At 39.9% G+C, this 23,984-nt stretch carries 17 protein-coding genes and 3 pseudogenes; 8 read left to right on the top strand and 12 right to left on the bottom strand.

The features are described 5' to 3' along the window. Nucleotides 1-101: 101 nt before the first annotated feature. A complete protein-coding gene (locus AC0VZ4_RS19650; protein WP_475440491.1) occupies nt 102-2,288 on the top strand; it encodes a S9 family peptidase in 2,187 nt (728 codons plus the stop codon). Nucleotides 2,289-2,336: 48 nt separating this feature from the next. Here AC0VZ4_RS19650 and AC0VZ4_RS19645 read toward each other — a convergent pair. From AC0VZ4_RS19645 to AC0VZ4_RS19630, 4 genes and pseudogenes are all read right to left on the bottom strand, one after another. Next, a pseudogene (locus AC0VZ4_RS19645) lies at nt 2,337-3,823 on the bottom strand (sensor histidine kinase). 10 nt (nt 3,824-3,833) lie between these two features. Further along, nucleotides 3,834-4,559 carry a response regulator transcription factor gene (locus AC0VZ4_RS19640; RefSeq protein ID WP_475440490.1) on the bottom strand — a complete coding sequence of 242 codons (726 nt, stop codon included), beginning with the start codon at nt 4,557-4,559 and terminating at the stop codon, nt 3,834-3,836. Nucleotides 4,560-4,648: 89 nt separating this feature from the next. Continuing rightward, a complete protein-coding gene (locus AC0VZ4_RS19635) occupies nt 4,649-5,374 on the bottom strand; it encodes a spondin domain-containing protein (RefSeq protein WP_007377305.1) in 726 nt (241 codons plus the stop codon). 10 nt (nt 5,375-5,384) lie between these two features. Further along, complete coding sequence (locus tag AC0VZ4_RS19630) at nt 5,385-6,086, bottom strand: spondin domain-containing protein (RefSeq protein ID WP_007377306.1); 702 nt, start codon at nt 6,084-6,086, stop codon at nt 5,385-5,387. Nucleotides 6,087-6,268: 182 nt separating this feature from the next. Here AC0VZ4_RS19630 and AC0VZ4_RS19625 point away from each other — a divergent pair, with 182 nt between their 5' ends. Beyond that, nucleotides 6,269-6,598 carry a DUF4870 domain-containing protein gene (locus AC0VZ4_RS19625; RefSeq protein ID WP_475440489.1) on the top strand — a complete coding sequence of 110 codons (330 nt, stop codon included), beginning with the start codon at nt 6,269-6,271 and terminating at the stop codon, nt 6,596-6,598. Between the two features lie 8 nt (nt 6,599-6,606). On the opposite strand, the gene AC0VZ4_RS19620 is transcribed toward AC0VZ4_RS19625, so the two are convergent. After that, a complete protein-coding gene (locus tag AC0VZ4_RS19620) occupies nt 6,607-7,866 on the bottom strand; it encodes an IS4 family transposase (protein ID WP_337119945.1) in 1,260 nt (419 codons plus the stop codon). Between the two features lie 434 nt (nt 7,867-8,300). On the opposite strand from AC0VZ4_RS19620, the pseudogene AC0VZ4_RS19615 reads away from it, so the two are divergent. Together AC0VZ4_RS19615 and AC0VZ4_RS19610 are read left to right on the top strand one after the other, a co-directional pair. Next, nucleotides 8,301-9,525 (top strand): annotated as a pseudogene (locus AC0VZ4_RS19615) (IS4 family transposase). Nucleotides 9,526-9,574: 49 nt separating this feature from the next. Continuing rightward, the gene (locus tag AC0VZ4_RS19610; RefSeq protein WP_337119602.1) at nt 9,575-10,009 is read left to right on the top strand and encodes a YqaA family protein; all 435 of its coding nucleotides are present in this window, start codon (nt 9,575-9,577) and stop codon (nt 10,007-10,009) included. Between the two features lie 9 nt (nt 10,010-10,018). On the opposite strand, the gene folX is transcribed toward AC0VZ4_RS19610, so the two are convergent. The 7 genes and pseudogenes from folX to ycaO all read right to left on the bottom strand — a co-directional run bounded on the left by folX (nt 10,019) and on the right by ycaO (nt 18,658). Further along, complete coding sequence (folX, locus tag AC0VZ4_RS19605; RefSeq protein WP_007377309.1) at nt 10,019-10,375, bottom strand: dihydroneopterin triphosphate 2'-epimerase; 357 nt, start codon at nt 10,373-10,375, stop codon at nt 10,019-10,021. A 3-nt stretch (nt 10,376-10,378) separates the two neighbouring features. After that, nucleotides 10,379-10,933: a GTP cyclohydrolase I FolE gene (gene folE / locus AC0VZ4_RS19600; protein ID WP_007377310.1), complete on the bottom strand. Its 555-nt coding sequence runs from the start codon at nt 10,931-10,933 to the stop codon at nt 10,379-10,381. Between the two features lie 25 nt (nt 10,934-10,958). Next, on the bottom strand, nt 10,959-11,678 hold the full coding sequence (gene folM, locus AC0VZ4_RS19595) for a dihydromonapterin reductase (RefSeq protein WP_475440488.1): 720 nt from the start codon (nt 11,676-11,678) through the stop codon (nt 10,959-10,961). Nucleotides 11,679-11,820: 142 nt separating this feature from the next. Then, on the bottom strand, nt 11,821-12,651 hold the full coding sequence (gene nadE / locus AC0VZ4_RS19590) for an ammonia-dependent NAD(+) synthetase (RefSeq protein WP_096793976.1): 831 nt from the start codon (nt 12,649-12,651) through the stop codon (nt 11,821-11,823). Nucleotides 12,652-12,704: 53 nt separating this feature from the next. Beyond that, the gene (locus AC0VZ4_RS19585) at nt 12,705-13,334 is read right to left on the bottom strand and encodes a YceH family protein (RefSeq protein ID WP_475440487.1); all 630 of its coding nucleotides are present in this window, start codon (nt 13,332-13,334) and stop codon (nt 12,705-12,707) included. A gap of 43 nt (nt 13,335-13,377) precedes the next feature. After that, a pseudogene (locus AC0VZ4_RS19580) lies at nt 13,378-16,730 on the bottom strand (ATP-binding protein). A 167-nt stretch (nt 16,731-16,897) separates the two neighbouring features. Next, nucleotides 16,898-18,658 (bottom strand): 30S ribosomal protein S12 methylthiotransferase accessory factor YcaO, encoded by a 1,761-nt coding sequence (gene ycaO, locus AC0VZ4_RS19575; RefSeq protein WP_475440486.1) that lies wholly within the window; start codon nt 18,656-18,658, stop codon nt 16,898-16,900. Nucleotides 18,659-18,814: 156 nt separating this feature from the next. Here ycaO and AC0VZ4_RS19570 point away from each other — a divergent pair, with 156 nt between their 5' ends. The 4 genes from AC0VZ4_RS19570 to AC0VZ4_RS19555 all read left to right on the top strand — a co-directional run bounded on the left by AC0VZ4_RS19570 (nt 18,815) and on the right by AC0VZ4_RS19555 (nt 23,956). Then, entirely contained in the window at nt 18,815-21,100 is a 2,286-nt protein-coding gene (locus AC0VZ4_RS19570) for a penicillin acylase family protein (protein ID WP_475440485.1), read from the top strand. A 58-nt stretch (nt 21,101-21,158) separates the two neighbouring features. After that, a complete protein-coding gene (locus AC0VZ4_RS19565) occupies nt 21,159-22,007 on the top strand; it encodes an MBL fold metallo-hydrolase (protein ID WP_475440484.1) in 849 nt (282 codons plus the stop codon). A gap of 99 nt (nt 22,008-22,106) precedes the next feature. Next, a complete protein-coding gene (locus tag AC0VZ4_RS19560) occupies nt 22,107-23,639 on the top strand; it encodes a carbon-nitrogen hydrolase family protein (RefSeq protein ID WP_007377318.1) in 1,533 nt (510 codons plus the stop codon). Continuing rightward, a complete protein-coding gene (locus AC0VZ4_RS19555) occupies nt 23,639-23,956 on the top strand; it encodes a DMT family transporter (RefSeq protein WP_007377319.1) in 318 nt (105 codons plus the stop codon). Before AC0VZ4_RS19560 ends, AC0VZ4_RS19555 begins: the two co-directional genes overlap by 1 nt. Nucleotides 23,957-23,984: the final 28 nt, after the last annotated feature.

The raw sequence follows: 23,984 nt of genomic DNA, 5'->3' as shown, positions 1-23,984 counted from the left end.
CTCGGCTCCCTTTTTACATAGCTTCACAAACTAAATTACACCACGCTTTATTATTAGGTATATTTAATGTCACCAATAATAAAAACCATAGAGATTTCATAATGATTCGTTCTTCATTCACGCTAGCCGCGTTATCACTAGCTGTGCTAGCCGGGTGTGATAATGCCCCAAAAAGTACACCTTCAGATACAGCAACAACTATGCAAACACAGCAAACAGAAAAACCAGTGAGTGCCGTGGCGCCGATTGCTAAAAAAGTACCTCATGAAATGACTATTCATGGGGATACGCGTATAGATGATTACTATTGGCTACGTGATGATGAGCGTAAAGCACCTGAAGTGATTAACTATTTAGAAGCCGAAAATACATATACAGATGCAATGCTTGCACATACTAAAACGTTGCAAAGTAAATTGTTTGAGGAGCTAAAAGGGCGTATTCAAAAAGACGATGATTCAGTCCCAGTTAAAAACGGTGATTATTTTTACTCAACGCAAACACGTGGCGATAACGAGTACACTACTTATTTACGCAGCAGTGATTTTACAGGTACCGATCAGCAAGTTATTTTAGATGTAAATGAGCTTGCTAAAGGCCATGATTATTATGCGGTAAGTGGCTTAGATGTAAGCCCGAATGGCAATTTAATGGCTTATGGCGAAGATACTGTTAGCCGTCGTATTTATAGTGTAAAAATAAAAGATTTAACAACCGGTAAATTACTCGAAGACACACTTGAGGGCACTAACGGTGGCATTGTGTGGGCAAACGATAATAAAACGGTTTACTACATTAAAAAAGATTTGCAAACCCTACTAGGCTACCAAGTTTATCGTCATACATTAGGTACATCACAAGCTGATGATGAGCTAATTTACGAAGAAACTGATACCAGTTACTACATGGGTATGAGTAAAAGTAAAGATGAGTCAGAGATTTATATTTGGCACAGCAGCACGGCTGCATCAGGTGTGTCGGTATTGAGCGCTGATGATGCTAAGGCAACGCCTAAGCGTTTAATTGAGCGCGAAGTAGGGCTTGAATATGAAATATCTAAACTAGGAAATACTTACTACATTGTAACTAATTTAAACGCAGTAAATTTTCAGCTAATGAAGGTGGATGTTGATAAAGCGGGTAACAAAGCTAATTGGCAAAGTGTGATCCCAGCGCGTGATAATGTCAAACTAGAGGGCATTGATTTATTTGGTAACTACCTAGTATATCAAGAACGTGAAATGGGTCAGTCAAAACTTATTGCTCGCAATTTAAAAACAGGTAAAGAGTTACCACTGAGCTTTAACGACAGCGCTTATACAATTAGCACTTATGGCAATAATGAGATTGATAGCGATACGTTACGTGTTTACTACACAAGCATGACAACGCCTGATTCATCATACGATGTAAATTTAGCAACAGGCAACAAAACATTACTTAAACAACAAACTGTATTGGGCGGCTTTAGTGCTGACAACTATGCCTCAGAGCGCATTTTTGTAACTGCGCGTGACGGTATAAAAGTACCGGTAAGTTTGGTTTATCGTAAAGATGCGTTTAAAAAAGACGGTACAAATCCATTGCTGCAGTACGGTTATGGTTCGTACGGGGCAACGATGGATCCAACGTTCTCCAGCTCACGCTTGAGCTTGTTAGACCGTGGCTTTGTATTTGCCATTGCTCATGTTCGAGGCTCGCAAATGTTAGGTCGTCCTTGGTACGAAGACGGCAAGCTACTAACTAAAAAGAATACGTTTAATGACTTTGTTGACGTAACTAAAGCATTGGTTTCTCAAAAGTATGGCGCAAAAGATGAAATATTTGCGTTAGGTGGTAGTGCTGGTGGCTTATTAATGGGCGCAGTTGCAAACCAAGCACCAGAGCTTTATAAAGGCATGGTTGCTGCGGTGCCATTTGTCGATGTAGTAACAACCATGCTAGATGCGAGCATTCCACTTACAACAAATGAATATGGAGAGTGGGGTAATCCGAACGAAAAAGCGTATTACGATTACATGTTGTCTTACTCGCCATACGACCAAGTATCTAAGCAAGCATATCCTAATATGTTAGTAACGACTGGCTTGCACGATTCGCAAGTTCAATACTTTGAGCCTGCAAAATGGGTTGCTAAGCTGCGTGACTATAAAACAGATGACAATAAGTTACTGTTTAAAATAGATATGGAAGCAGGGCACGGTGGTGCATCAGGTCGCTTTAAGCGCTTAGAAGATACCGCGCTAAACTATGCATTTATGCTTGATTTAGCAGGTATTAAAAAGTAACGAACCTGTTGAGCTAAAACAGGTCATTATGTGAATATAAAGTGCTTCTTAAAGAAGCACTTTTTTTTGTGGTAGGTTAAAACTAAATATAGTGCCTTTACCAAGTTCACTGTGTACATTAATTTCGCTGTCCATCAGTTTCAATAACCCCGACATATAGCTAGCCCTAAGCCGCCTTGCTGACGACCCGCTTTATTTGAATTAGTGGCTTGATAGTGAGGATTAAAAATAGCACTCAGTTCATCTTGTTTTATTCCAACGCCAGTATCTGAAACATGCACGAATAGCTGATTGTCGCCACTGCGCTTTACATGCACTGCAATGCTACCACCGCTAGGCGTATGCCTAATCGCGTTGTCAATTAAGTTACTTAACACGCGTTCTAATTTTGCGATATCGGCTACAACAGGGAAATCACAAATTGCAGGTTCTACCGATAAATGAATACCCTTTTTATTTACAGCTAAGCTAAATTTAGCAATGCAGTCATAAATTAACTCGCCTAAATTAAAGGTTTCTTTATTTATGTTTATTTCGCCATTTTCTAAATGGGCAAGTTCAAATATTTGCTCTATGAGTAATTTTAATTGTCCGCAATTATTAAGTGACACTTGTAAGTATTCTTGTTGTTCTTTTTGACTTAATTGCTCACCAGATTGATTTAAAACCTCTAAAAATCCTTGCAGTGATGCAAGTGGTGTACGTAGGTCGTGCGATAAGTGAGTGAGTAACTCTTTGCGTTGTTTATCGCCCTCTTCAAGTGCTTTAAATTGCTCATTAATACGGGTAAGCATTGCTTGAATGCTGCGACCCAAACTATGTACTTCATTGCTTTTTTGTGTTGAATAGTTACTTAATTTTGTATCTGTAAGGCTGTAATTGGCCGCTTCAATATTGCTTACATCACGGGCTAAACGCTGTATTGGATTGGTGAAAAAACGCAGTAAAATTAGCATTGCAATGAGTAAAAAGGCTAAAGCGGAGCCAAGCCATAAAGCGGCTAGCCATAGCCTGTCATTATTTTTTATAGTATTGAGGGAGGTATCGTAGGCTTCACCGCCAATAATTACATATAGGTAACCTTGTAACTTGTCGTGATTAAATACAGGCGCAACCGAAAATATTTTTTTTTGGTCTTTATTGCGCGGATTATCACCATAGATAGGTGCTGCTTTAGGATCATTAATGAGCTTTTTTAAAGGCGCTAAATCGATATAGTTACGCTTAACTTTTCCTGGCTTTGCTGAGTAAGTAAGAATTTTTCCGGTTTCGTCTACAAAATAAAATTCAAACGCAGGGCCTAATAGCATTAAAGTATGAAAAAGGTTTTCGAGCGCTTTATAGTCGTAAACACCTTCTTTTATCAATGGGTTATCTTGTACTAAATGCTCAGCTAATGCTAAATGCAGATTTTGCTCACCATGGTGTTTTGAAGTAAGTTCTAATTGTTTGCTCCAGCCATAAACAAGTGCACAAATAAAACAAAATATAACAACTAACGATATGGCTAATTTTTGGTACAAAGATAATTTCATAATAGGAGTCTTAATTTAGTTGGCTAGGGTTTAGTTTATAACCCACACCCCAAGCCGTTTCTATAATGGGCACTTTCTGGTGCTCTTCTAGCTTGGCGCGTAAGCGGTTTATGTGCGAATTAACTGTGTGCTCGTAACCACTATGTTGATATCCCCATACTTTATCGAGTAATTGTTGGCGACTAAAAACATGACTAGGGTGGCGTGCAAAATAAACAAGTAAATCAAATTCGGTGGCGGTAAGGTTGAGTGCTTGCTTGCCTAAATAAACTTGGTGCGAACTGAACTCAATGTGGAGTGACCCTACGTTTAGCGTTTGTTCGCTATCAACGGGTGAGTTATCGTTATTCTGACTGGCAAGTAATTGTGCTCTGTGGCGCAGTTGGGTCTTTACTCTGGCTTGTAACTCACGCGCAAAAAAAGGTTTACAAATATAATCATCTGCGCCCATTTCAAGACCAATCACTCTGTCCATATCGCTACTGAGCGCGGTCAGTAAAATCACAGAAGTAGTAGGATAATGTTCTTTTATTTTCCGGCATAAACTCAAACCATCCATTTGCGGTAAGTTTATATCGAGTAAAATGAGTCCGTAGGGGTGCTTAGCTATTTTTTTTAAAGCAAGCTCGGCACTCACAACATGATCAACATGTAAGTTAAGTGAAGTAAGCTGCGTGGTAATTAATTTACCTATTTCTCTGTCGTCTTCTACTACTAATAATTTTTCGTGACGCATGTATAACCTCGTAAAAAGGGGGGCATCCGTGCTCCCTTACTTCCCCATTACAAGCTGGTATGTCAACGCGTAAATATCGTTAATATTAATTACTGAGTTCGAGTAATGACAACTTTCGCCAATGGATTATCAAATTTATGTTCAGGGCTTAGCACTGAACTTGATAGCCCGTCTTCATTAGTAACTACACCAGGGTGTCTTGCTACAAAATCAACATCATCGCGGGCTTCATTAAAGCCTTCGCCGCCATCCACAGGACCCGGTAATGTACCAGCTGCTTCTGTATTTGCTTCCGTACCTGCATCATAAGCAACGGTGGTGCGCATAATAGACTCACCAACGGCTAATGTAGATACATCTACAGCACTAAGACCGGTAAACCCATCATTTGTATTCACCATCATAGTGGCAAGCGATAGTTTTAGTACTTCAAGCGTGTCGGTAGTAATCGTGATTGTGGTATTTGCACCAGGTCCAACTGGGCCTTCACTCGATGCATTAGCAATACCATTTTCAAATGTAAGGAGTTGGCTGTTATCCCCGCCTTCAGCCATTGTTTCTAATGCCACTGATGAAGGACTGCCTATTTGCCATAGCGTACCTTCATGGTGTGCAATAACGGCAACTGGTGAAAATGGTTGACCAGCAGTTAAATTACTTACAGTAACATTAAATTCATAGCTGGTAGCTGTCGGTGCTGGTGTTGGTGCAACTACTTGATCAGGCTCGTTGCTATCATTGTCGCCACATGCTGCAAGAGTAGTTGCAAGCGCTAGTATTAAAGCGCTTTTTTTAAAGTTTTTAAAAGATGACATTATAGCGCTCCTACTTAACCGTAACGGTTAGTTTTGCTACTGGGTTTAACCATCTGTGCACTGTATTGCTTAAGTCACTATTACCAGCGGTTAGATCATCATCACCTAAGTTACCAGGATGAATATGAATATTAATATTGCTATCGGTGCTTGTTAAACCAGCACCACCGGTACCAGCATTACCACCAGGAGCAGCTGGAATACCAGGCGTACCTGGTGCACCTGAACCTTCTACTACAAGTTCATTATTTTGTTCAGTACCTGCATCGTAAGCATTTAAAAACACAGTATACGTTCCGGCTTCAGTTGGAATTTTCCAGCTATCAAGACCGACAAAACCGTCATTTGTAGGAAGTAGCATTGCGGCAACAGAAAGGTATTCGTTACCATCAGATGTCGTTAGGGTTGCCATTGCAGATACTGTTGGCGCAAGTAGACCTTCAGCCGGGTTTGCAGCCATATCACTACCTGCGGCAGTTGCTTGTGCAACTAGTTCTGCAATATTTCCGCCCTCAGCCATTGTTTGTAATGCGGTAGAGGCTTCCGTTGCTACTTCGAACAGTTTATCTTCACTGTCGTGAGCAGTTATTAATACGGGTGTAAAATGGATGCCTTGAGTTAAGTTGGTTATTTTTAAATCTAACTCTGCGGCCATAGTTGATTGGCTAGCTGCCGCTAAAAGAGTTGCAATTGTTAATGTAGAAGCTTTCATTATTATTTCCTGTAAGTGATGATTCGAGTTAAGTATTGAATAATCGTCTCCAGAAACTCTCACAAACTTATCACTTTTTTATCACAAGATTTTACGTTGTGATTTTTTGCTAATACAGCAGTTGATTTATGGACATTTGTTTAATTAAAAGGCAACATACATGAAACAAAAAGGAGAGTGTTATGGAAGAAAATCAACAGGTTGAACCAGTTAATAAAGATGACCGTACGTGGGCTATGCTATGTCATTTAAGTGCATTAGCTGGATTTATTGTGCCGTTTGGCTCAATAATTGGGCCATTAATTGTGTGGTTAATTAAAAAAGATGAAATGCCAGTTGTTGACGTGCACGGTAAAAAGGCGCTTAACTTTCAAATAACGATGGCAATTGCATATGTAGTTTGTTTTTTACTGATGTTTGTAGCAGTAGGCTTAATATTACTACCTTTAGTGGCAATTTTTGGGTTTGTAATGGTTGTACTGGCGAGTATTAAAGCTAACGAAGGTACATAGCTTAGTTCTTAAGGAACACAGACCGTGTGACTTCCTATCTTAAAACGGCAAATATCATTGTTTTTCTCAATGCTTTGCCGCTTACAATTTACCGCTAGTAGCTCAAATACACGATGTATCTTATGGCTGCACCGTGTTTGTTCTATGCAATCCAGAATATCATCCAACCAAAGATAACTGCACTTACTCGCTCTAAATGTCGAGATCGCACACTTAAACATACCCGCTGCACTATGGCAGATAAAACGCTTGATAAGTGTTTGCAGTATACTCAGCCAAACCAATGATTCGGCAATATGAGGATCTCGTGTGATGAACCCTTTAAGGTTATTCCATGACTTTAGTTCTTTGAAAAACAACTCAATTTGCCAACGAGTTGCATATATATCGAGTAGCTCGTCAAAGCTAAACTGTGCCTCTTTTAAATTAGTAACAAGGAAAACGGGGCGCTTTTCATTCGGTAAATAGATAAGCCTGTACTCGGGCCCATTTTTCTTCCAACGTACTGTTAATTCAAGTGGTTGGCTTGCGAATTTATCGAGTAACGTTTTGATTTTAATGTTCTTTTCTTTAAGTTCTATACCCGCGCAATAAGCTGATGTAACGATTGGGTTAATGTTTTTATTTGCTCTGATCAAAAAATATCCGCCATCTTGAGCTACTTGCTCAAAGTAATCTAAGTCAAAATACCCAGCATCAGCAAGTAATAACGTATCTTCAAGTGTGTGGCTACCTGGTAAAAAGGCGCGCTCAGTTTCAACATCGGGACGAATATCTATTTCGCAGGGTTGTTCATTAAATAGGTCATAGGTAACGTGCAACTCAATTGCGGCAGGACTTACAGCAGTAAAACGACCAGCAAAAACCTGCGCTAATTCATCATGTAGAGCAAATGAAGAACCATCTTGCAATAACACTCGCTGTATTCCTCGCTGGGTAAAAAAGGTTTTATCCAGCGTGTTTACAGTCAATTTAGACATCGCTTGAATAACGAGCTCACGGACAAGCTCAGTCAAGGCTGGTTTTCGAATTTGATTATGAAAGGGTTTATAACTTATCGTGCAATCAGCCTGCGTTCGCAAGTTTTGATGGATATCTGACAAGTTAGCGTCTTGCAGGCAAGATAAGCTTTTAAATACGGCTTTGAGCAGAGAAACGATCGACAGGCAACGGTGTCGAACTTGAAATCCAGAGGTTTTTGCAAGCTCAATGAGGTGTTTTTCTGAGATAAGGGCTTTTAATTGGTTTGAAACTTGGTTAATCTGCATGTGAACTCTGTTTTTAGTCATGTTTTTATTGGCGTAACTATTTGATCATTAACAGAGTTCAACTTCAAGTTTTCTTAAGATCCAACCTATGAACGAAGGTAAAGAGTTTAATTACCCGTTTAGTTTAAATTTTATAAAATAAAACCTCAGTTTATTTTTATACCAATTGCATTAAATTAGTGATCTATTATAGCGATAAGAAAATAGCTCAATAACAAGGCTAAAATTATGATACTTAGTTGTCTATATAAATAATTTTTAACGTAGTTAGTGAGTTATTTAATACGCTAGAATGATCATGTTTTTAATAAAATTGGTATTATAAACCCAGCTATAGGCTTAATGCCGATCAGTTAAGAAATATTTGACGATCCATTGACCGATCTTCTGGTTAGTTTATAAAGGCTTCTGAATTTATTCAGGAGCCTTTTATTTTGCAACTCACTACCGCACTTTCTCTTGCCAATAGCTACGCACCCAATTCAGAAGGCTTAGGTCAACTGAGTCATTTGTATGTCGTTTTATCGTGAAGACCCACTGTGGAGTATTGTCAGTAAATTAGGGCTCGCTTTACCAGGTAAAAAAGAACTCGTTGCACCCAGTGCGGTTGTACAGGCTAGGCAGCGGCTTGGGGCTGATGCCGTTAAACAGGTTTTTGAGAAAAGTCAGCAAATGTGGAATGCTGATGCGAACCATCCCACATGGTGCGGGCTATCACTACTGGGTGTTGATGGTGTTATTTGGCGCACACCGGATACTGCTGAAAATCAACATGCATTCTCCGTGTGGAAAAATCAGCATGGTGACACGGCTTTCCCTCAGGTTCGCATGGTGTGTTTGATGGAGTTAACTAGCCATTTATTAATGGGGAGCGCCTTTGATAGTTGTCGTACTAGTGAAATGGTGTTGGCTGAAGACTTAATCGAGGCAACACCCGATAACTCACTGACGTTATTTGATAGAGGCTTCTATTCTCTAGGCTTACTCAATCGTTGGCATCATGCTGGGGAAAATAGGCATTGGCTTCAACCGATGAGAAAAGGCACGCAATATGAAATTGTTCGCTCTTTAGGTCGTCAAGACAAACTTATCAAGCTAAAAGCAACAGCACAAGCGAGAAAAAAGTTCGACGATTTACCACAGAGCATTGAAGTCAGGCTAGTCACAAAAACGGTTAAGGGGAAAGAGGTGAATATACTCACTTCACTGACTGATCCAATGCGTTTCCCTAAGGCTGACATTGTTGACCTCTATAGTGAACGGTGGGAAATTGAACTTGGTTATCGAGAAATGAAACAAACGTTACTGAATAGTCACTTCACGCTACGCAGCAAGAAACCTGAGATGATAGCGCAAGAATTATGGGGCGTAATGTTGAGCTATAACTTGCTCCGATATCAGATGGTGAAAATGGCGCAGAAAAAGTCTGGAATATATGCAAAACACCTGAGTTTTACGACGTGTGCTATTAGTATTATTAACCTTATTCATACAATGTTTATAGAAAATGCAGGACGGATACCTAAATCAATAGAGCAATTACAAGCTCAAGTTGAACATCACATATTACCGATAAAACAGGAGCGGGCGTATCCGAGATGTGTGAAACCAAAACCCAGTAAATACCCCAATAAAAAACGCCAGTCAGCTGTTAACTGACTGGCATTAAGCTATAGGCTGGGTTTTTACGTTTAGCCATAAGGGCATTATGCTTTATCTCACGTTATTTATTAGCGCATTTATATCTGCCACATTATTGCCCAGCTCTTCTGAGGTAATCATGGTGGGGATGATTACTCAAGGTGAAGTTAATTTATGGCTTATGTGGTGCGTAGCAACACTTGGAAATGTATTGGGAAGCTGCGTTAATTACTGGTTAGGCACGCAGGTACTGCGTTTTAAAGATAAAAAGTGGTTTCCTGTATCGCAAAAAGGGCTTGATAGCGCACAAAAACAATTTAATAAATATGGTGTATATAGTTTGTTATTTGCTTGGTTACCGGTTGTGGGAGATCCATTAACAGTAATTGGAGGCATATTTAAAGTACGGTTTAGTGCTTTTTTGTTGCTAGTAATGCTAGGCAAAGGCGCGCGCTATTTAGCGGTTATCGCCCTTGCCGTTGGATTCGAAAAACTCATTTAGATACAAAAGTTATTTCGCCCAATCAAGTGTTAACGACACTGAGTCGGCAAAACGCAGTGCATGCGGTTTATCAACACGTGCTTTAGCGTAATGAACACTTGGGTGCGAGTGACAAACCGCAAGAATTTCAGCAACTAATTTCTCGAGCAGTAAAAAGTGCCCTTGCTCTACTAAACTAATCACTTCTTTGGTGATCACTTTATAATTTAGTGCTTGGTCTACTTCATCCGTTTTACAGGCATCATCAGCAGGGTAGTGAATCTCCAGATTGATCACTACGTCTTGCTTTTTTTCACGCTCATCGGGGTTAAAGCCAATAAATGTACGCAGTCGCAAATTAGTAACGTTAATAATTGCATTAGCCATAGGTTAACCTTTTATAAGCTGCAAAAATTCGTTACGCGTTTTAGGATCGCTTCTAAAGTTACCTAACATTACTGATGTACGCATGCTTGAATTTTGCTTTTCTACACCACGCATCATCATACACATGTGTTTTGCCTCAACAATAACGCCTACGCCCTTAGCGCCTGTCACTTCTTCAACTGCTTTAGCGATTTGATGCGTTAGCTGTTCTTGAATTTGAAAACGGCGTGAAAACATATCAACAATACGGGCAAATTTAGACAAGCCTAATACTTTACCGTTTGGAATATAAGCAATATGGCAGCGGCCAATAAAAGGCAGTAAATGATGTTCACACATAGAGTAAAGCTCTATGTCTTGCACTAACACCATGTCGTCAGCATCAGACGTAAATACCGCTTTATTAGTTATTTCATCAAGTGTTTGACGATACCCCTGCGTTAAATATTCCATTGCTTTTGCAGCACGTTTTGGCGTATCAAGTAAACCTTCGCGGTTAGCATCTTCGCCTACTGCGGTGATGATTTTTTGGTAACTTTCTTTTAATTCATTATGCATAAATATCTCAGTTTATTTAGCTTATTTACTTTAAATGACGACCGCCATCTACAGGCAAAGAGCGCCCTGTGATGTATTGGCTTTGTAATAGTAAATCAATGCTATTGATAATTTCTTGGCATCCGGGTTCAATGCCCATTAATGATTTTTTAAGGGTCTTAGCTCGATATTGCTTATCGTCATGTTCATTAAAAATAATGAGTGATGGAGCAACCGAGTTCACTTTTATGTTTGGCGCATATTTAGCGCTAAACGATTTAGTTAGGTTGTCGAGTGCTGCTTTACTTGCTGCGTAAGCTAAATGTTTAGGGCTGCCTGTTTCAACTACATAATCAGTGAGATGAATTATATCGGCAGGTACTTTTTCATTTTGCTGATAGTTTAAAAGCAGCTCTGCGCACATTAAATTAATTAAATACGGTGTTTTGGCATGTATACGCATCATATTATCAAACAGTGCTACAAAATCAGGGTTGTTAGCTTCGCAGTCCCAGCTTGATGCGTTATGTACAATAGCGCGCAGCGATGTTGTATGCATATTAAGCGTATTTATAAATGCACTAATACCGTCATCGGTACTAAAGTCAGCATAAATACATACAGCGCCTTGTTGCTCTAATTTATCAACAGCGTCGTGACGAGTACGATACGTAATAATAACAGCCTGCCCTTGGGCTATGTAATGCTGAGCTAGCGCTAAACCAATACGTTGGCCTGCGCCGGTAATTAAAATGGGCGATGTCATATAATGCAGTGTTCTCTTTGGCGGGTAATTAATAAATATTAGCGTGTTAATTTAGTAAAATATACGCAGTCTCTTGATCTGTCGATCAAAAAAGCAATTAATCATTAATGGTATTAATTGCTTTATTTTATTTACTAAAACATTAATCGTAAATTGTCGGAATTGGTTGGCGCTTATGTTGTGTACGCGTGTAAATACTCACAAGCTTTTGTTCAACATCATTAGACACAGGTTTACCTTCTAAAAAGTCATCAATTTGCTCATAGCTTAAACCAAGTGCTTCTTCATCTGTTAAGCCTGGGCGGTCACTTTCTAAATCAGCTGTAGGTGCTTTATCTACTAATAAAGCTGGCGCACCTAGTGCAGTTGCAAGCGCACGAACTTGGCGTTTTGATAAACCAAAAAGCGGCGCTAAATCGCATGCACCATCACCAAATTTGGTATAAAAACCAGTAATGTTTTCAGCACTATGATCAGTGCCTACGACTAAACCTTGGCAAAAACCTGCAATTTCATACTGAGCAACCATACGTTGGCGTGCTTTAACGTTGCCTTTGATAAAATCTATCTGAGCTTGTTCAGGAAGGGCTTCGCCGCTACCAACTATAGCTGCAAGCGCTTGCTCATGCAGCGCATCGGCTGCCGGTTGTACGTTAACGGTCATACGTTTACTTGGCTGAATAAAATCAACCGCCATTTGGGCTTCGTCTTCATCGGCTTGTACGCCATAAGGCAAGCGAACAGCAATAAATTGATACTTATCAGTGTCTAGCTCTTCATTTAGCTGGTTGACTGCTAATTGGCACAAACGTCCACAAGTTGATGAGTCAACGCCACCACTTATACCGAGCACTAACGACCTTGAGTAAGCTGCCACTAAGCGTGCTTTTATAAAATTAACTCGACGGATTATTTCTGCGTTTATATCAATTGTTGGCTGAACTTTCATTTCAGCCATAATTTCGGCGCGCATGGCCAGCTCCTATAGTCTTATATAAACTTATTATGTGATTAAGCGTTTAATAATTAAAGCCCTAAATGGGCTTTAATTTGACGTAGTTCTGTTTTTAGTTGCTCAACTTCTGCGAGTAGTTCGTCTAACTCACTATTTTTAAGTGCATTAACTTTTGGCTCATGAGTATTATTTGTTAAGTTAGTTTGCTGGTCTGCGAGCTGATGTATATAGCGACTTTCTCGCTTACCAGGTTCTCGTTCTAACTTTATTACGTAATCATTTTCAATAAGCTCATTTAGTGCACTCTCTACTTCGTTTACATTATTAAACTCAGCAAGTCGAGTACTTCGAGTTCTCAGCTCTCCTGGTGTTTGTGCGCCGCGTAATAGCAGTAAACAAACAATAGCGCGCTGTTGCTGTGAAAATTGTAAATTATTAAATTCAGTATTACAAAAACGATGGTCGTATTTATTTACGCGACCAGAAAGGCCTTCGTCTATTGTAACCAAATGCAGTTCGATTAGTTCATCAAGTATATTTTGTACGTCGTTTTCAGTGAAATTTACAACAGGATCGCGATTAGACTTTTGATTACATGCATTTGTAAGGCCATTTAACGATAGCGGATAATGCTCTGGCGTCGTACTTTGCTTTTCTAGTAAGCAACCAATAACACGTTGTTGATTTGCTGATAACTGCATAAATAATCTCAAATTAGTAAGCGTATTTTATTAGCTTACACTTTTATTGGGTATCAAGCCATTGGCTAAGTTTAGGTTGTAAAGCGGCTAGATCGAGAGGTTTACTCAAATAGTCGTCCATTCCAGCGGCAAGGCATTTATCTTTATCGCCCTGCATAGCATTTGCGGTTAAGGCTATTATAGTAATATTTTTATTATACTTACCTGCATCGCCTTTTCTTATCGCTTGTGTTGCCTGATAACCGTCCATTTCTGGCATCTGGCAGTCCATTAAAATAAGCTCATAAGGCTCGCCTTGCTTTGTATTGAGCTTAACAATTGCCTCAAACCCATTTTGTGCAATATCAAAGCTCACTCCAGCCTGTTTTAATAACGCTGAGGCGACTACTTGGTTTACTTTATTATCTTCCACTAATAAAATTTGTGGTTGAGAAAAGTTAGTGGCGACCATTTTTGTGAGTTTGTTTTGCAACTGAGCTTGCTTTTGTTGTAGTTCTAATTAGTGAGTGAATCAAATAAATCAGAAGGCGTTAGCGGTTTTAAAATCATACAATCAATCTTTATCGCTAGCTTTGATTCCTCTTTTGAGTAGCTCATAGGTGCCATTATTACTAATTTACAGCCTTGTATATTTATAAATCCTTTTAGAGCAGTAATGCATTCTGGCGACGCTTTTTCAAAAAAGTAGTAATCAATTAAAATGGCATCAGTATTTTGAACCTCATTATGTGAGTAATTCAATATTTGTTGATAGTCATTGATGCAATCTACACTAGCGCCCCAAACAGAGAGCTGCTTACTTGCTGTATTAGCATTTAAGCTGCATTCATCAATTATTAAAATATGCTTATCTTTAATTAAATGACTCGGTAGATCTTGCTCTTTACTGAGTCGAGGTTGTATCTTTATTGTGAAAGAAAAAGTGCTGCCTTGGCCTTTCACGCTGGTTACACTAACCTCTCCGTTCATGAGTTCACAAAGCTGTTTTACTATCGCAAGGCCTAATCCTGTACCACCAAACTGACGCGTTTTTGAGGCATCTGCCTGTGTAAAGGAGTTAAACAATGTCGCTTGTTTTTTAAAGTCGATACCAATACCAGTATCAATAATAGAGCATTGTAAAAATGAACCGTTGGTTGTGTCATTTATTTTTGCCACAATTATTACTTCACCATTTAAGGTGAATTTAACAGCGTTACCGATCAAGTTATTTAAAATTTGACGTAGCCTGTTTGGGTCGCTAATTATTTCGCTGACTGTAATTTGAGTGGCATCTAAAATAAGCTTGGTATTGTTTTGCTCTACTTTTAAGGCGAACGATTCAACCACCTCACCTAATAATTTAGGTAAGTTAAATTGTACATTGTCGATATCGAGTTTACCGGCTTCTATTTTTGAAAAGTCTAAAATGTCATTAATTATATTAAGTAATGATTGAGCAGAAGATTGGGCTAACTCTATATGGTGTTCTTGTTGTTGATCTAATTTTGTTTGCTTTATTATATTTAACATTCCGAGCACGCCGTTCATTGGGGTGCGAATTTCGTGACTCATACTCGCTAAAAACTCACTTTTTTCGGCAACTGCTTGTTCTGCTGTTTCTTTAGCTGTTACTAGCTCTTGTTCAGTTTCAATACGTTGCTGGCTAGAATGTAGGCTACCTATCAATGCGGCGACAGCGATTAAAAAACTTTCCTCATTTTTAGTCCAATTACGTTTAATTCTACATTGCTCAGCACAAATAATACCCAATACACCACTGCCTGCAGGTATAATTACACACAGCATAGATTTGATCTCTAACGGCAGTAAATAATGTGTGGAGAGAGGCGCCAAGGTTGAATTTTGTAAAACATCAGAAGCATTAAATACAGCTTGATGGTCAATAGTATTAAAAAAGTCTGGGAGGTTTTTCCTAAGCCAAAGTAACTCTATTTTATCTGCTGAGTTCAATTCACTGTGCACGGCAAATGGAATTAGTTGGCTTTTGCCTTTATCAAAAAACCGTATGCTGGCGCGCTCAATTTGAAATGCTTGGCAAATAGATTGTGTAATTATGTCTTTGGATTGGCTTAGCTGGCCGTTTAAAATTAATTTATTTATAGTAAGCGAGGCTAAAATTTCGTTATGCAACGCTATAGAGCTACTTTCTAATTCAACTTTTTTTCGGGTATCTATATTCTGCAATGATCCAAAAATTCTTACACATCGTCCGTTTTTTTGCTCTGCCTCACCATGCACAAGCACCCAAATTGACTCTCCTTCTGCATTCATTACCTCCAGCTCAACTTCGTATTTTTCGCCGAGTTTTATAGCACGTTCAATCAAAGGTTTAATGGTTTCTCTGCTCATGCCTTTTTTAAAGTAGCTCAAATCTATTGGCCACTTAGGTTGGGTATTTAATGGGTATTTGAATATTTTTTTGGTCATATCTGACCAATACACTTGCTGAATTTCTAAATTAAATGACCATGCGCCGATTTGTGCTAAATCACTCATTGTTTCGAGCATTTTCTCGTTTTGTTGTTGGCGATTAAGCATTTTTAAAAAGAATAAAAACGCCCAAGTCAGTAATCCACAAATAATAATAATAGCCAAACGCAATGGCCAAATAGCTGAATGAGGCGGATTCCAACCGAGCTTTGGGGTAACGTATAGTTGCCAGCTTCCACCTTGGAAGTTCAAAGTGAATTCAAGAGGGTTTTGTTCAATAATATTTGAGTTCCCATAAAAAAACTCCCCCTTTTTACCTAAACCATTGCGACCTTGTATGGCAACGAGATACTCCTTTTCAAGTTCATAGATTCCAGAGTTGGTATAAATTTTTTGAATATCGAGCACAACTGATAACAAACCCCAAAATTCATTTTTAGGAGGGGTGTATACAGGGACTCTGGCTATTAATGCCTCACCTCCTTGCACTAAAGTGAGTGGCCCAGCCATGATGATCGTGTTTGTGTCGCGGGCTCTAATTGCATCTGCACGTTGATTTTTGTTATTTAAAAAATTAAGACCTATCGCTTTTTCATTTCCTTTTAAAGGATAAGTCATTTGAATAACCATATTTGGGGCGCCGCCAATATTACGCAGTTCTTTTGAGGTATTGAAAAGAGGGGTGGCAATCTGTGCAAAGCGTTCTTGCTCTAAGTTTGGCTCTACGGCTACGGCAACACCTAAGCCACGCACTAGTTGGATATTAGAAACTAAAGTCGATTCAAGCTGGGCGCGATAGGTGCTTACTTCGGAGAGGATTTGCAATCGATGGGCGTCTTTTGCTCGATTATAGTTAATACGCTCAAGTACCACACAAACCAATACAGTTAATGTAAGCGATAGCCAAAAGGTCAGCTTAAAGTTATGAACATTCGTTTTTTTATTATTAATCGATGGTGGCATTAGCTGCATGTTGGCGTTAATTAAGGCAAATTAACTATAGCTAATTTATTACGAAAATGAAAACAGCGCTAGAGCCTGTTGGTCTTTCGAGGTTAAAAAATTAATCCTGAAAGGTCAACATGCCCTTAAATACGCCGTTTATTTTTTATAATTAGTTGTTTAACTAGTTACGCATCGCTAACTTCACGCGCCCAATGATTTTGCTTTGCTACATGTAGCTTGCGGTAACCATCAAGTAGCGCCGCATGCTTTTTAAAGCCTTCAAGCGATAAACCAGGGAAAGTTAAACCGTTAAACTGCTTTTCACCGTCGGCAATTTCTATAGCCAGCGCTACATTATTAGCACCAAACATTAAGCCTAATGCATCTTGGTAATCGGCGTATTCGCGCTCGTCATCGTATTTAATTTCAAGAACTGCTTTTAAACAGCGGAAGTGGCGCATTGCCTCTTCGTTTACTTGGCCTGTATGAAGTATCCAGTCAACCCAATCAATGGCTTCTTCGCTGCCTGCAGCTAAACATAGGTGTGCTTTAAGCTCACCAATGCGCAGCGTGTGCCATGGTGTGTTGGCATCGGTTGCAAGGCCAATAAATTCTGCGGCGCGGATAATATCGCTGTGGCCTGCTTCTTCAAGGCTGTCGTAAATGTCCATCCATTGCTCTGCATCGTACTGATCAAGCGATAGGAATGTTTCGCGGAATTTCGCGCCTTCGTTGTTGTTGCGCCAAATAAGCTCATCAACAGGGTAAATGTCTGACATGCCCGGTACTAAAATACGACATGCGTATACGTTTAGATGCGTGTAATCCATGATGTAGATATCATGATCCATGCTGTGAATTAGGTCAGTACAGAAGTTATATTCTTGCTCTGTTGTGCCGCTAAAGTCCCAATGGACAAATTTAAAGTCAGGTTTTGCACGGAAGAAATCATGCGAAATCAAACCGCTTGAATCAATAAAGTGCAGTTCAATGTTCTCTGGTGTTGCTACTTCATCGTTATCAAATGTTGCAGGTTGGAATACATCTAGCTGATCAAGACGACGACCTTGTAGTAACTCGGTAACGGTACGCTCAAGCGCAACTTCAAATGATGGGTGAGCACCAAACGAAGCAAATACAGAGCCATCTGTTGGGTTAATAAGCGTTACGCTCATTACAGGGTATTTACCCCCAAGCGATGCATCGGCAATGCGTAAATGAAAGCCATGGCTGCGAAGCTCTTCACACGCTTCGTGAATTTTAGGGTATTGCTTAACAACGTCTTCAGGCACGATTGGTAAACAAATACCTTCGGCGATGATGCGGTTTTTAATCGCGCGTTCAAATACTTCTGATAAACCTTGTACGCGCGCTTCAAATTTCGTGTTACCAGCGCTCATACCGTTAGATACAAAAATATTACCAATAACGTTTACCGGTATGTATACGTCTTGGTTATCGCGTTGGCGAGTGTAGGGCAGGGTACAAATGCCACGATCGATATTGCCTGAGTTAAAATCAAAAAGGTGTGATGCGTTAAGTTCGTGCTCTGGGTCAAAGTAATCCCATAAGCTTTCATCCATAATACCTTGTGGTACTTCATCGCCTTCAACTTTAAACCATTTTTCGCTTGGGTAATGAGTGAACTCGCCATTAGCAAATTCTTCACCTAGATAAAAGTCTGCAAAAAAGTAGTTACAGCTTAAACGTTCAAAGTATTCACCTAGCGCTGAAGCAATAGATGCTTTGTCGGTTGCGCCTTTACCATTGGTAAACATAACACCGCAGTCGCTGTCTTTTATATGAACCGAATAACAGTTAGCTACAGGATTAAGCCAAAGCGCTTCTTCAACATTAATGTTTAGGGCTTTAAGCTTGTTTTGCATGGTAGAGATTGACGATTCTAGGTCGCGGTCTTTACCTTTGATAAATGTTTTTTCAGTCATATTGATCTCAACTAGTTCTGCACGATGTGTGGAGCTGACATTATCGTGGATTTTGATGTTTATTTCACCCTTTGCGAGCAAGAACATTATTATTTAATAAAACTGTGGTTATTATATGCTCTCAACGCTTGGTGAAAATTATCAAAGGAAAGGCCGATGTTTAAATTAATCAAATGGTTACTGTTATTGACTGTTATTTTAGGGTTGGCGAGTACCGCCGTTGTTTATGGTGTACTTAGTTTAAGTTTACCGGCTCTTGACGGAAGCGGGCGTAGTAACGCGGTAGTAGAGCCTGTAAAAATTTCGCGAGATGCATTAGGGCAAGCAGTAATAAACGCCAATAGCCGAAACGACGCCGCCTACGGTTTAGGTTATGCACACGGGCAAGACCGATTCTTTCAAATGGATTTATTAAGGCGTAATGCAGCAGGCGAGCTAAGTGAATTATTTGGCGAAGCTGCGCTGGGGCTTGATAAAAAAATGCGTTTTCATCAATTGCGTAAACGCAGCCAAATTATTTTACAAACGCTGCCAGAGGCAGATAAGCAATTACTTAAACGTTACGCTCAAGGTGTAAACGAAGGTTTAGCGCAAGTAGGGTATTCAAGCTTTGAGTATTTACTAACCGGTGCAACACAAAAGCCATGGCAAAGTGAAGACAGCCTACTTGTGATATTTAGTATGTACCTTGATTTACAAAGCGCCACATTTGAGCGCGACCAAGCACTCATTCAAATTGAGCAAGCGTACACAAAGCAAATGGTTGATTTTTTAACGCAACCAAGTAATTACCAAGCCGCACTTGATGGCAGTAGATTAGCGCCTTATAGCGGCGGCATACCTACTTTGCCAACTCAAACACAACACACAGTTAAAAGTATTGAAGCCAATCAAGAGCGCGGCAGTAATAACTGGGCTGTTACAGGAGCGCTTACTAAAACAGGCGCTGGTATGGTGTCGGATGATATGCATTTATCGATGGCAGTGCCTGTAATTTGGTACAGAACACAGCTAAATTACATGCAAAATGGAGCGCCTACCCAAGTAACTGGTGTATCGCTGCCAGGCGCACCTGCCATTGTAGTGGGCACAAACAATAATATTGCATGGGGATTTACGAATGGCTATTTAGATACTGCCGATTGGATTGCTTTAAATGACGAGCGTAAAACATGGCAAGTAGATGAATCGATTGCATTACCCGATGGGGAGGTTGAAAACTACCCATTAATACTTAGCGAATATGGCCCTGTAAAATATATTAACAAAAAACCTTATGCACTTAGCTGGGCTGCACATCAGCCTTACGCCGTTAATATGCAACTCTTAAAGTTAGAGCAAGCCAAAACAGTAGATGATGCACTTGCTGTAGCAAGCGATGTGGGCATTCCGGTGCAAAATTTAATGGTGGTAGACAGCCAAGGTAGCGCAGCGTGGAAAAATATCGGTGGTATACCGGCTCGTAAAACACCAAGTGAGCTTGGCGTAAATGCCGATGATTACAGCGTGCTTTGGCAGCAAAACGAATTACAACGGCCCTTTGTTAAAAACCCACAGAGTGGGCGATTATGGACTGGTAATTCTCGCGTGGTATCGGCTGAAGATAACGCGCGTTTTGGTAATGGTGGTTATGCACTCGGTGCGCGTTCAAGTCAAATTCGCGATAGATTATTTGAAAAAAAAACATTTGCTGAGAGCGACTTTTACGCATTACAACTTGATAATCAAGCTCGCTTTTTAATGCCTTGGCATGCTCTGCTATTAAAGCAATTAAAAACCGATACAACTAAAAATCAACAATATATAACAGCACTCGAAAATTGGCAGCAATGTGCATGTTCAAACTCCATAGGGTATACCTTGGTTAAGCGCTACCGCAATGAAGTGATTAATATTTTATTTAGCGATATGGAAGACGAATTAAATAAACAACAAGGCACACTTAAATACGTAAAACGAGATTTAGAGCCCGCAGTTTGGCAGCTTATTAACAACAAACCCAACACATGGATAAACCCACAATTTAAGAGCTGGGATGCACAATTACACGGTGCATTTAGCCAAACTATCACTAAGCTTACAGAACAATTTGGCAATAACGTACAAAGCTGGCAGTGGGGCAAGGTAAATGAGTTAGTGATAGAGCATCCATTTGCAAAGCAAATGCCGTTACTTGCTAAGTTATTAAATATGCCTACAGCTAAGGGTTTTGGTGATAGTTACATGCCTGCTGTACAAGGGCGTAGTTTTGGCGCATCGCAACGCTTTATTGCTCAACCTGGGCATTTAGAGCATGCAATTATGGCTATTTCTGGTGGGCAATCGGGGCATCCATTATCTGAATTTTATAGAGCGGGTTTTAGTGATTACGTTGAGGGCAAACATACACCTTTATTGCCGCAAGAATTAATACATCAAATTGTAATAGAGCCTGCGCAATGAACTAAAGTATAGCTAAACACGTTCTATATAATTACTAATAAAACAACAGAGAACTAAAATGAAAAAAATATTACCCGCATTAATAACAGGTTTATTACTAAGTACAGCAGTGCAAGCAGATGAAGGTCCAGTAACAGCACAAAAATTAAGTGACCATGTATACGTACTATTTGGGCAAGGCGGTAATATTGCAGCAAGTGTAGGCGATGATGGCATATATATTATTGATGATCAGTTTGCCAAGTTATCAGACGACATCAAAAAAACCATTAGCGATTTAAAACCAGATAGCGCAGAGTTTGTTATTAATACGCACCATCATGGCGATCATACCGGTGGCAACGAGAACTTTGCTAAAGCGGGCGCGCACGTTATAGCGCACGACAACGTACATAAACGCTTAAAAGAAAAGCATGGAGAAGGGTCCGATTTTTTACCCCGCATTAGCTTTGGTCACGATTTAAAACTGCATTTCAATAACGAACACGCCCATGTGGTGCATTATGAACATGCACACACCGATGGCGACTCAGTTATCTTTTTCAGTAACGACAACATAGTGCACATGGGCGACATTTACTTTAATTTTGGCAGCTTACCGTTTGTTGATGTAGATAGCGGCGGCAGCGTTGATGGTATTTTAGCGGCAGTAAACGATGTAGTTAATCAAATTGACGACAACACTAAAGTAATACCAGGACACGGCAAGGTAAGTGACCGTTCAGGACTGATAGCGTATGGTAAGCTAGTTCAAAACGCGAAAGGCGTAATGCTAAAAGCAATGCAAAATAATGCAAGCTTAGAGCAAGTACTTAAAGCCGATCCATTGGCAGAACTTGGTCTTGAATACGCAGGCTGGTTACCAAAAGAGAAAGTAACCACACTTTTTTATCGCAGTTTAAAGTAGTACATCTAAAGTAAAAAACATGATACAAAGCTGAGTGTATTCTTGATTTAATCGAGCGTACATTTGGCTCTTATTTTCTTATGCCTAAAGGAGTTGTGTATGTCGGCAGAAAAAACCCATCTTGAAATTTGTAACTTAACCAGAGAGCAATATCCGCAAATTAAGACCTTGATGGATCAAGCGTATCCCGACTTAGGTGGTGCGTGGCCAAGTCATACCATTTTTAGGTTAATAGACCAATTTCCTGAAGGGCAAATAGGTATTGTAGATGACAGCGTGCTGGTGGGCTTAGCGCTGAGCGTACAAGTTGATTACACACGTTTTTCAAACCCGCATACATACGAAGACATTGCAGATGGTCACGACCGTGTATTTAGCGATACCGACGGCGATGCACTATATGGCTTAGATGTTGCCATTAGCGAAACTCACAGAGGCATGCGTTTAGGTCGTCGCCTTTATGATGCCCGTAAAGAACTGTGCCGCCAATATAACCTACGCGCTATTTTAGCGGGTGGTCGTATTCCACGTTATTACAATCATAGCAGTGAAATGACGCCAATGGAATACATTGCAAAAGTAGATCAGAGAGAGCTATACGATCCTATTTTAAGCTTTCAGCTATCTAACGATTTTCAGGTAAAGCGTTTGCTTAAAAAGTACTTACCAGAGGATCAAGAGTCAGTTGGTTACGCCACTTTACTTGAGTGGAATAACATTATGTATGAGCCAACCGACACGGTACTTGAGTCAACTAAATCAATTGTGCGTGTGGGTGCTGTGCAATGGCAAATGCGCTGTGTTGAATCGGTTGAAGAAATGCTAAAGCAGGTTGAATACTTTGTAGATACCGTATCTGACTACAAAAGTGACTTTATACTATTCCCTGAGTTTTTTAACGCGCCATTAATGGGCTTAGGAAATCAAAGCAACCAAACTGAAGCAATTCGTTATTTAGCTGAATATACCGAAACGTTTAAAAATGCCATGTCGCGTATGGCAATAGAATACAACGCCAATATTATTACAGGCTCTATGCCACTTGCCGAAGATGATAAAATTTATAACGTGAGTTATTTATGCCACCGCAGCGGTAAAATAGACGAGCAACGTAAAATACATATTACCCCGCATGAGCAAAACGATTGGGTTATTCAAGGCGGCGATAAAATTGCCGTGTTTGATACCGATGCTGGTCGTGTAGGTATTCAAATTTGTTATGACGTAGAGTTTCCTGAGCTTTCACGCATATTGGCCAAACAAGGTTTAGATATTTTGTTTGTGCCATTTTGGACCGATACCAAAAATAGTTATTTACGTGTGCGCCATTGTGCACAAGCGCGTGCAATAGAAAACGAATGTTATGTGGTTATTGCGGGCTCGGTAGGTAACTTACCACAAGTAGAAAGCCTTGATGTGCAGTATTCGCAATCAGCTGTATTAACGCCATCGGACTTTTCGTTCCCGCACGATGCAACACTTAACGAAGCCACGCCAAACACCGAAATGCTATTATTTAGCGATCTTGATATGGATAAACTTAAAATTCTTCACAGCGAAGGCACGGTGCGTAACTTAAAAGATCGCCGCGAAGATTTATACGAAGTTATTTTGAAAAAGAGAGACGTTTAATGGCGTGGGTGTACTTAATTATTGCTGGGTTACTTGAAATTGGCTGGCCGATAGGTTTAAAAATTTCGCAAAACGATGATACTCGCTGGCAGGGTATAGCAATAGCTGTGGCATTTATGGTCGCTAGTGGCTTTATGTTGTGGCTTGCGCAAAAGCAAATATCAATGGGCACATCATACGCCGTATGGACAGGTATTGGCGCTGCAGGTACGTTTTTGGTGGGGATATTGTTTTATAACGATGCCGCTACATTTGGTCGTATTGCGGGAGTATTAATGATTATTAGTGGTGTGATAACCCTAAAAATCAGCTCTTAGAATCAGTTCTTAAAGCTATAAAAAATTA

The sequence above is a fragment of the Pseudoalteromonas sp. QJM3NY_22 genome (assembly GCF_056173065.1).
This window is presented reverse-complemented; position numbering and strand designations above follow the sequence as displayed.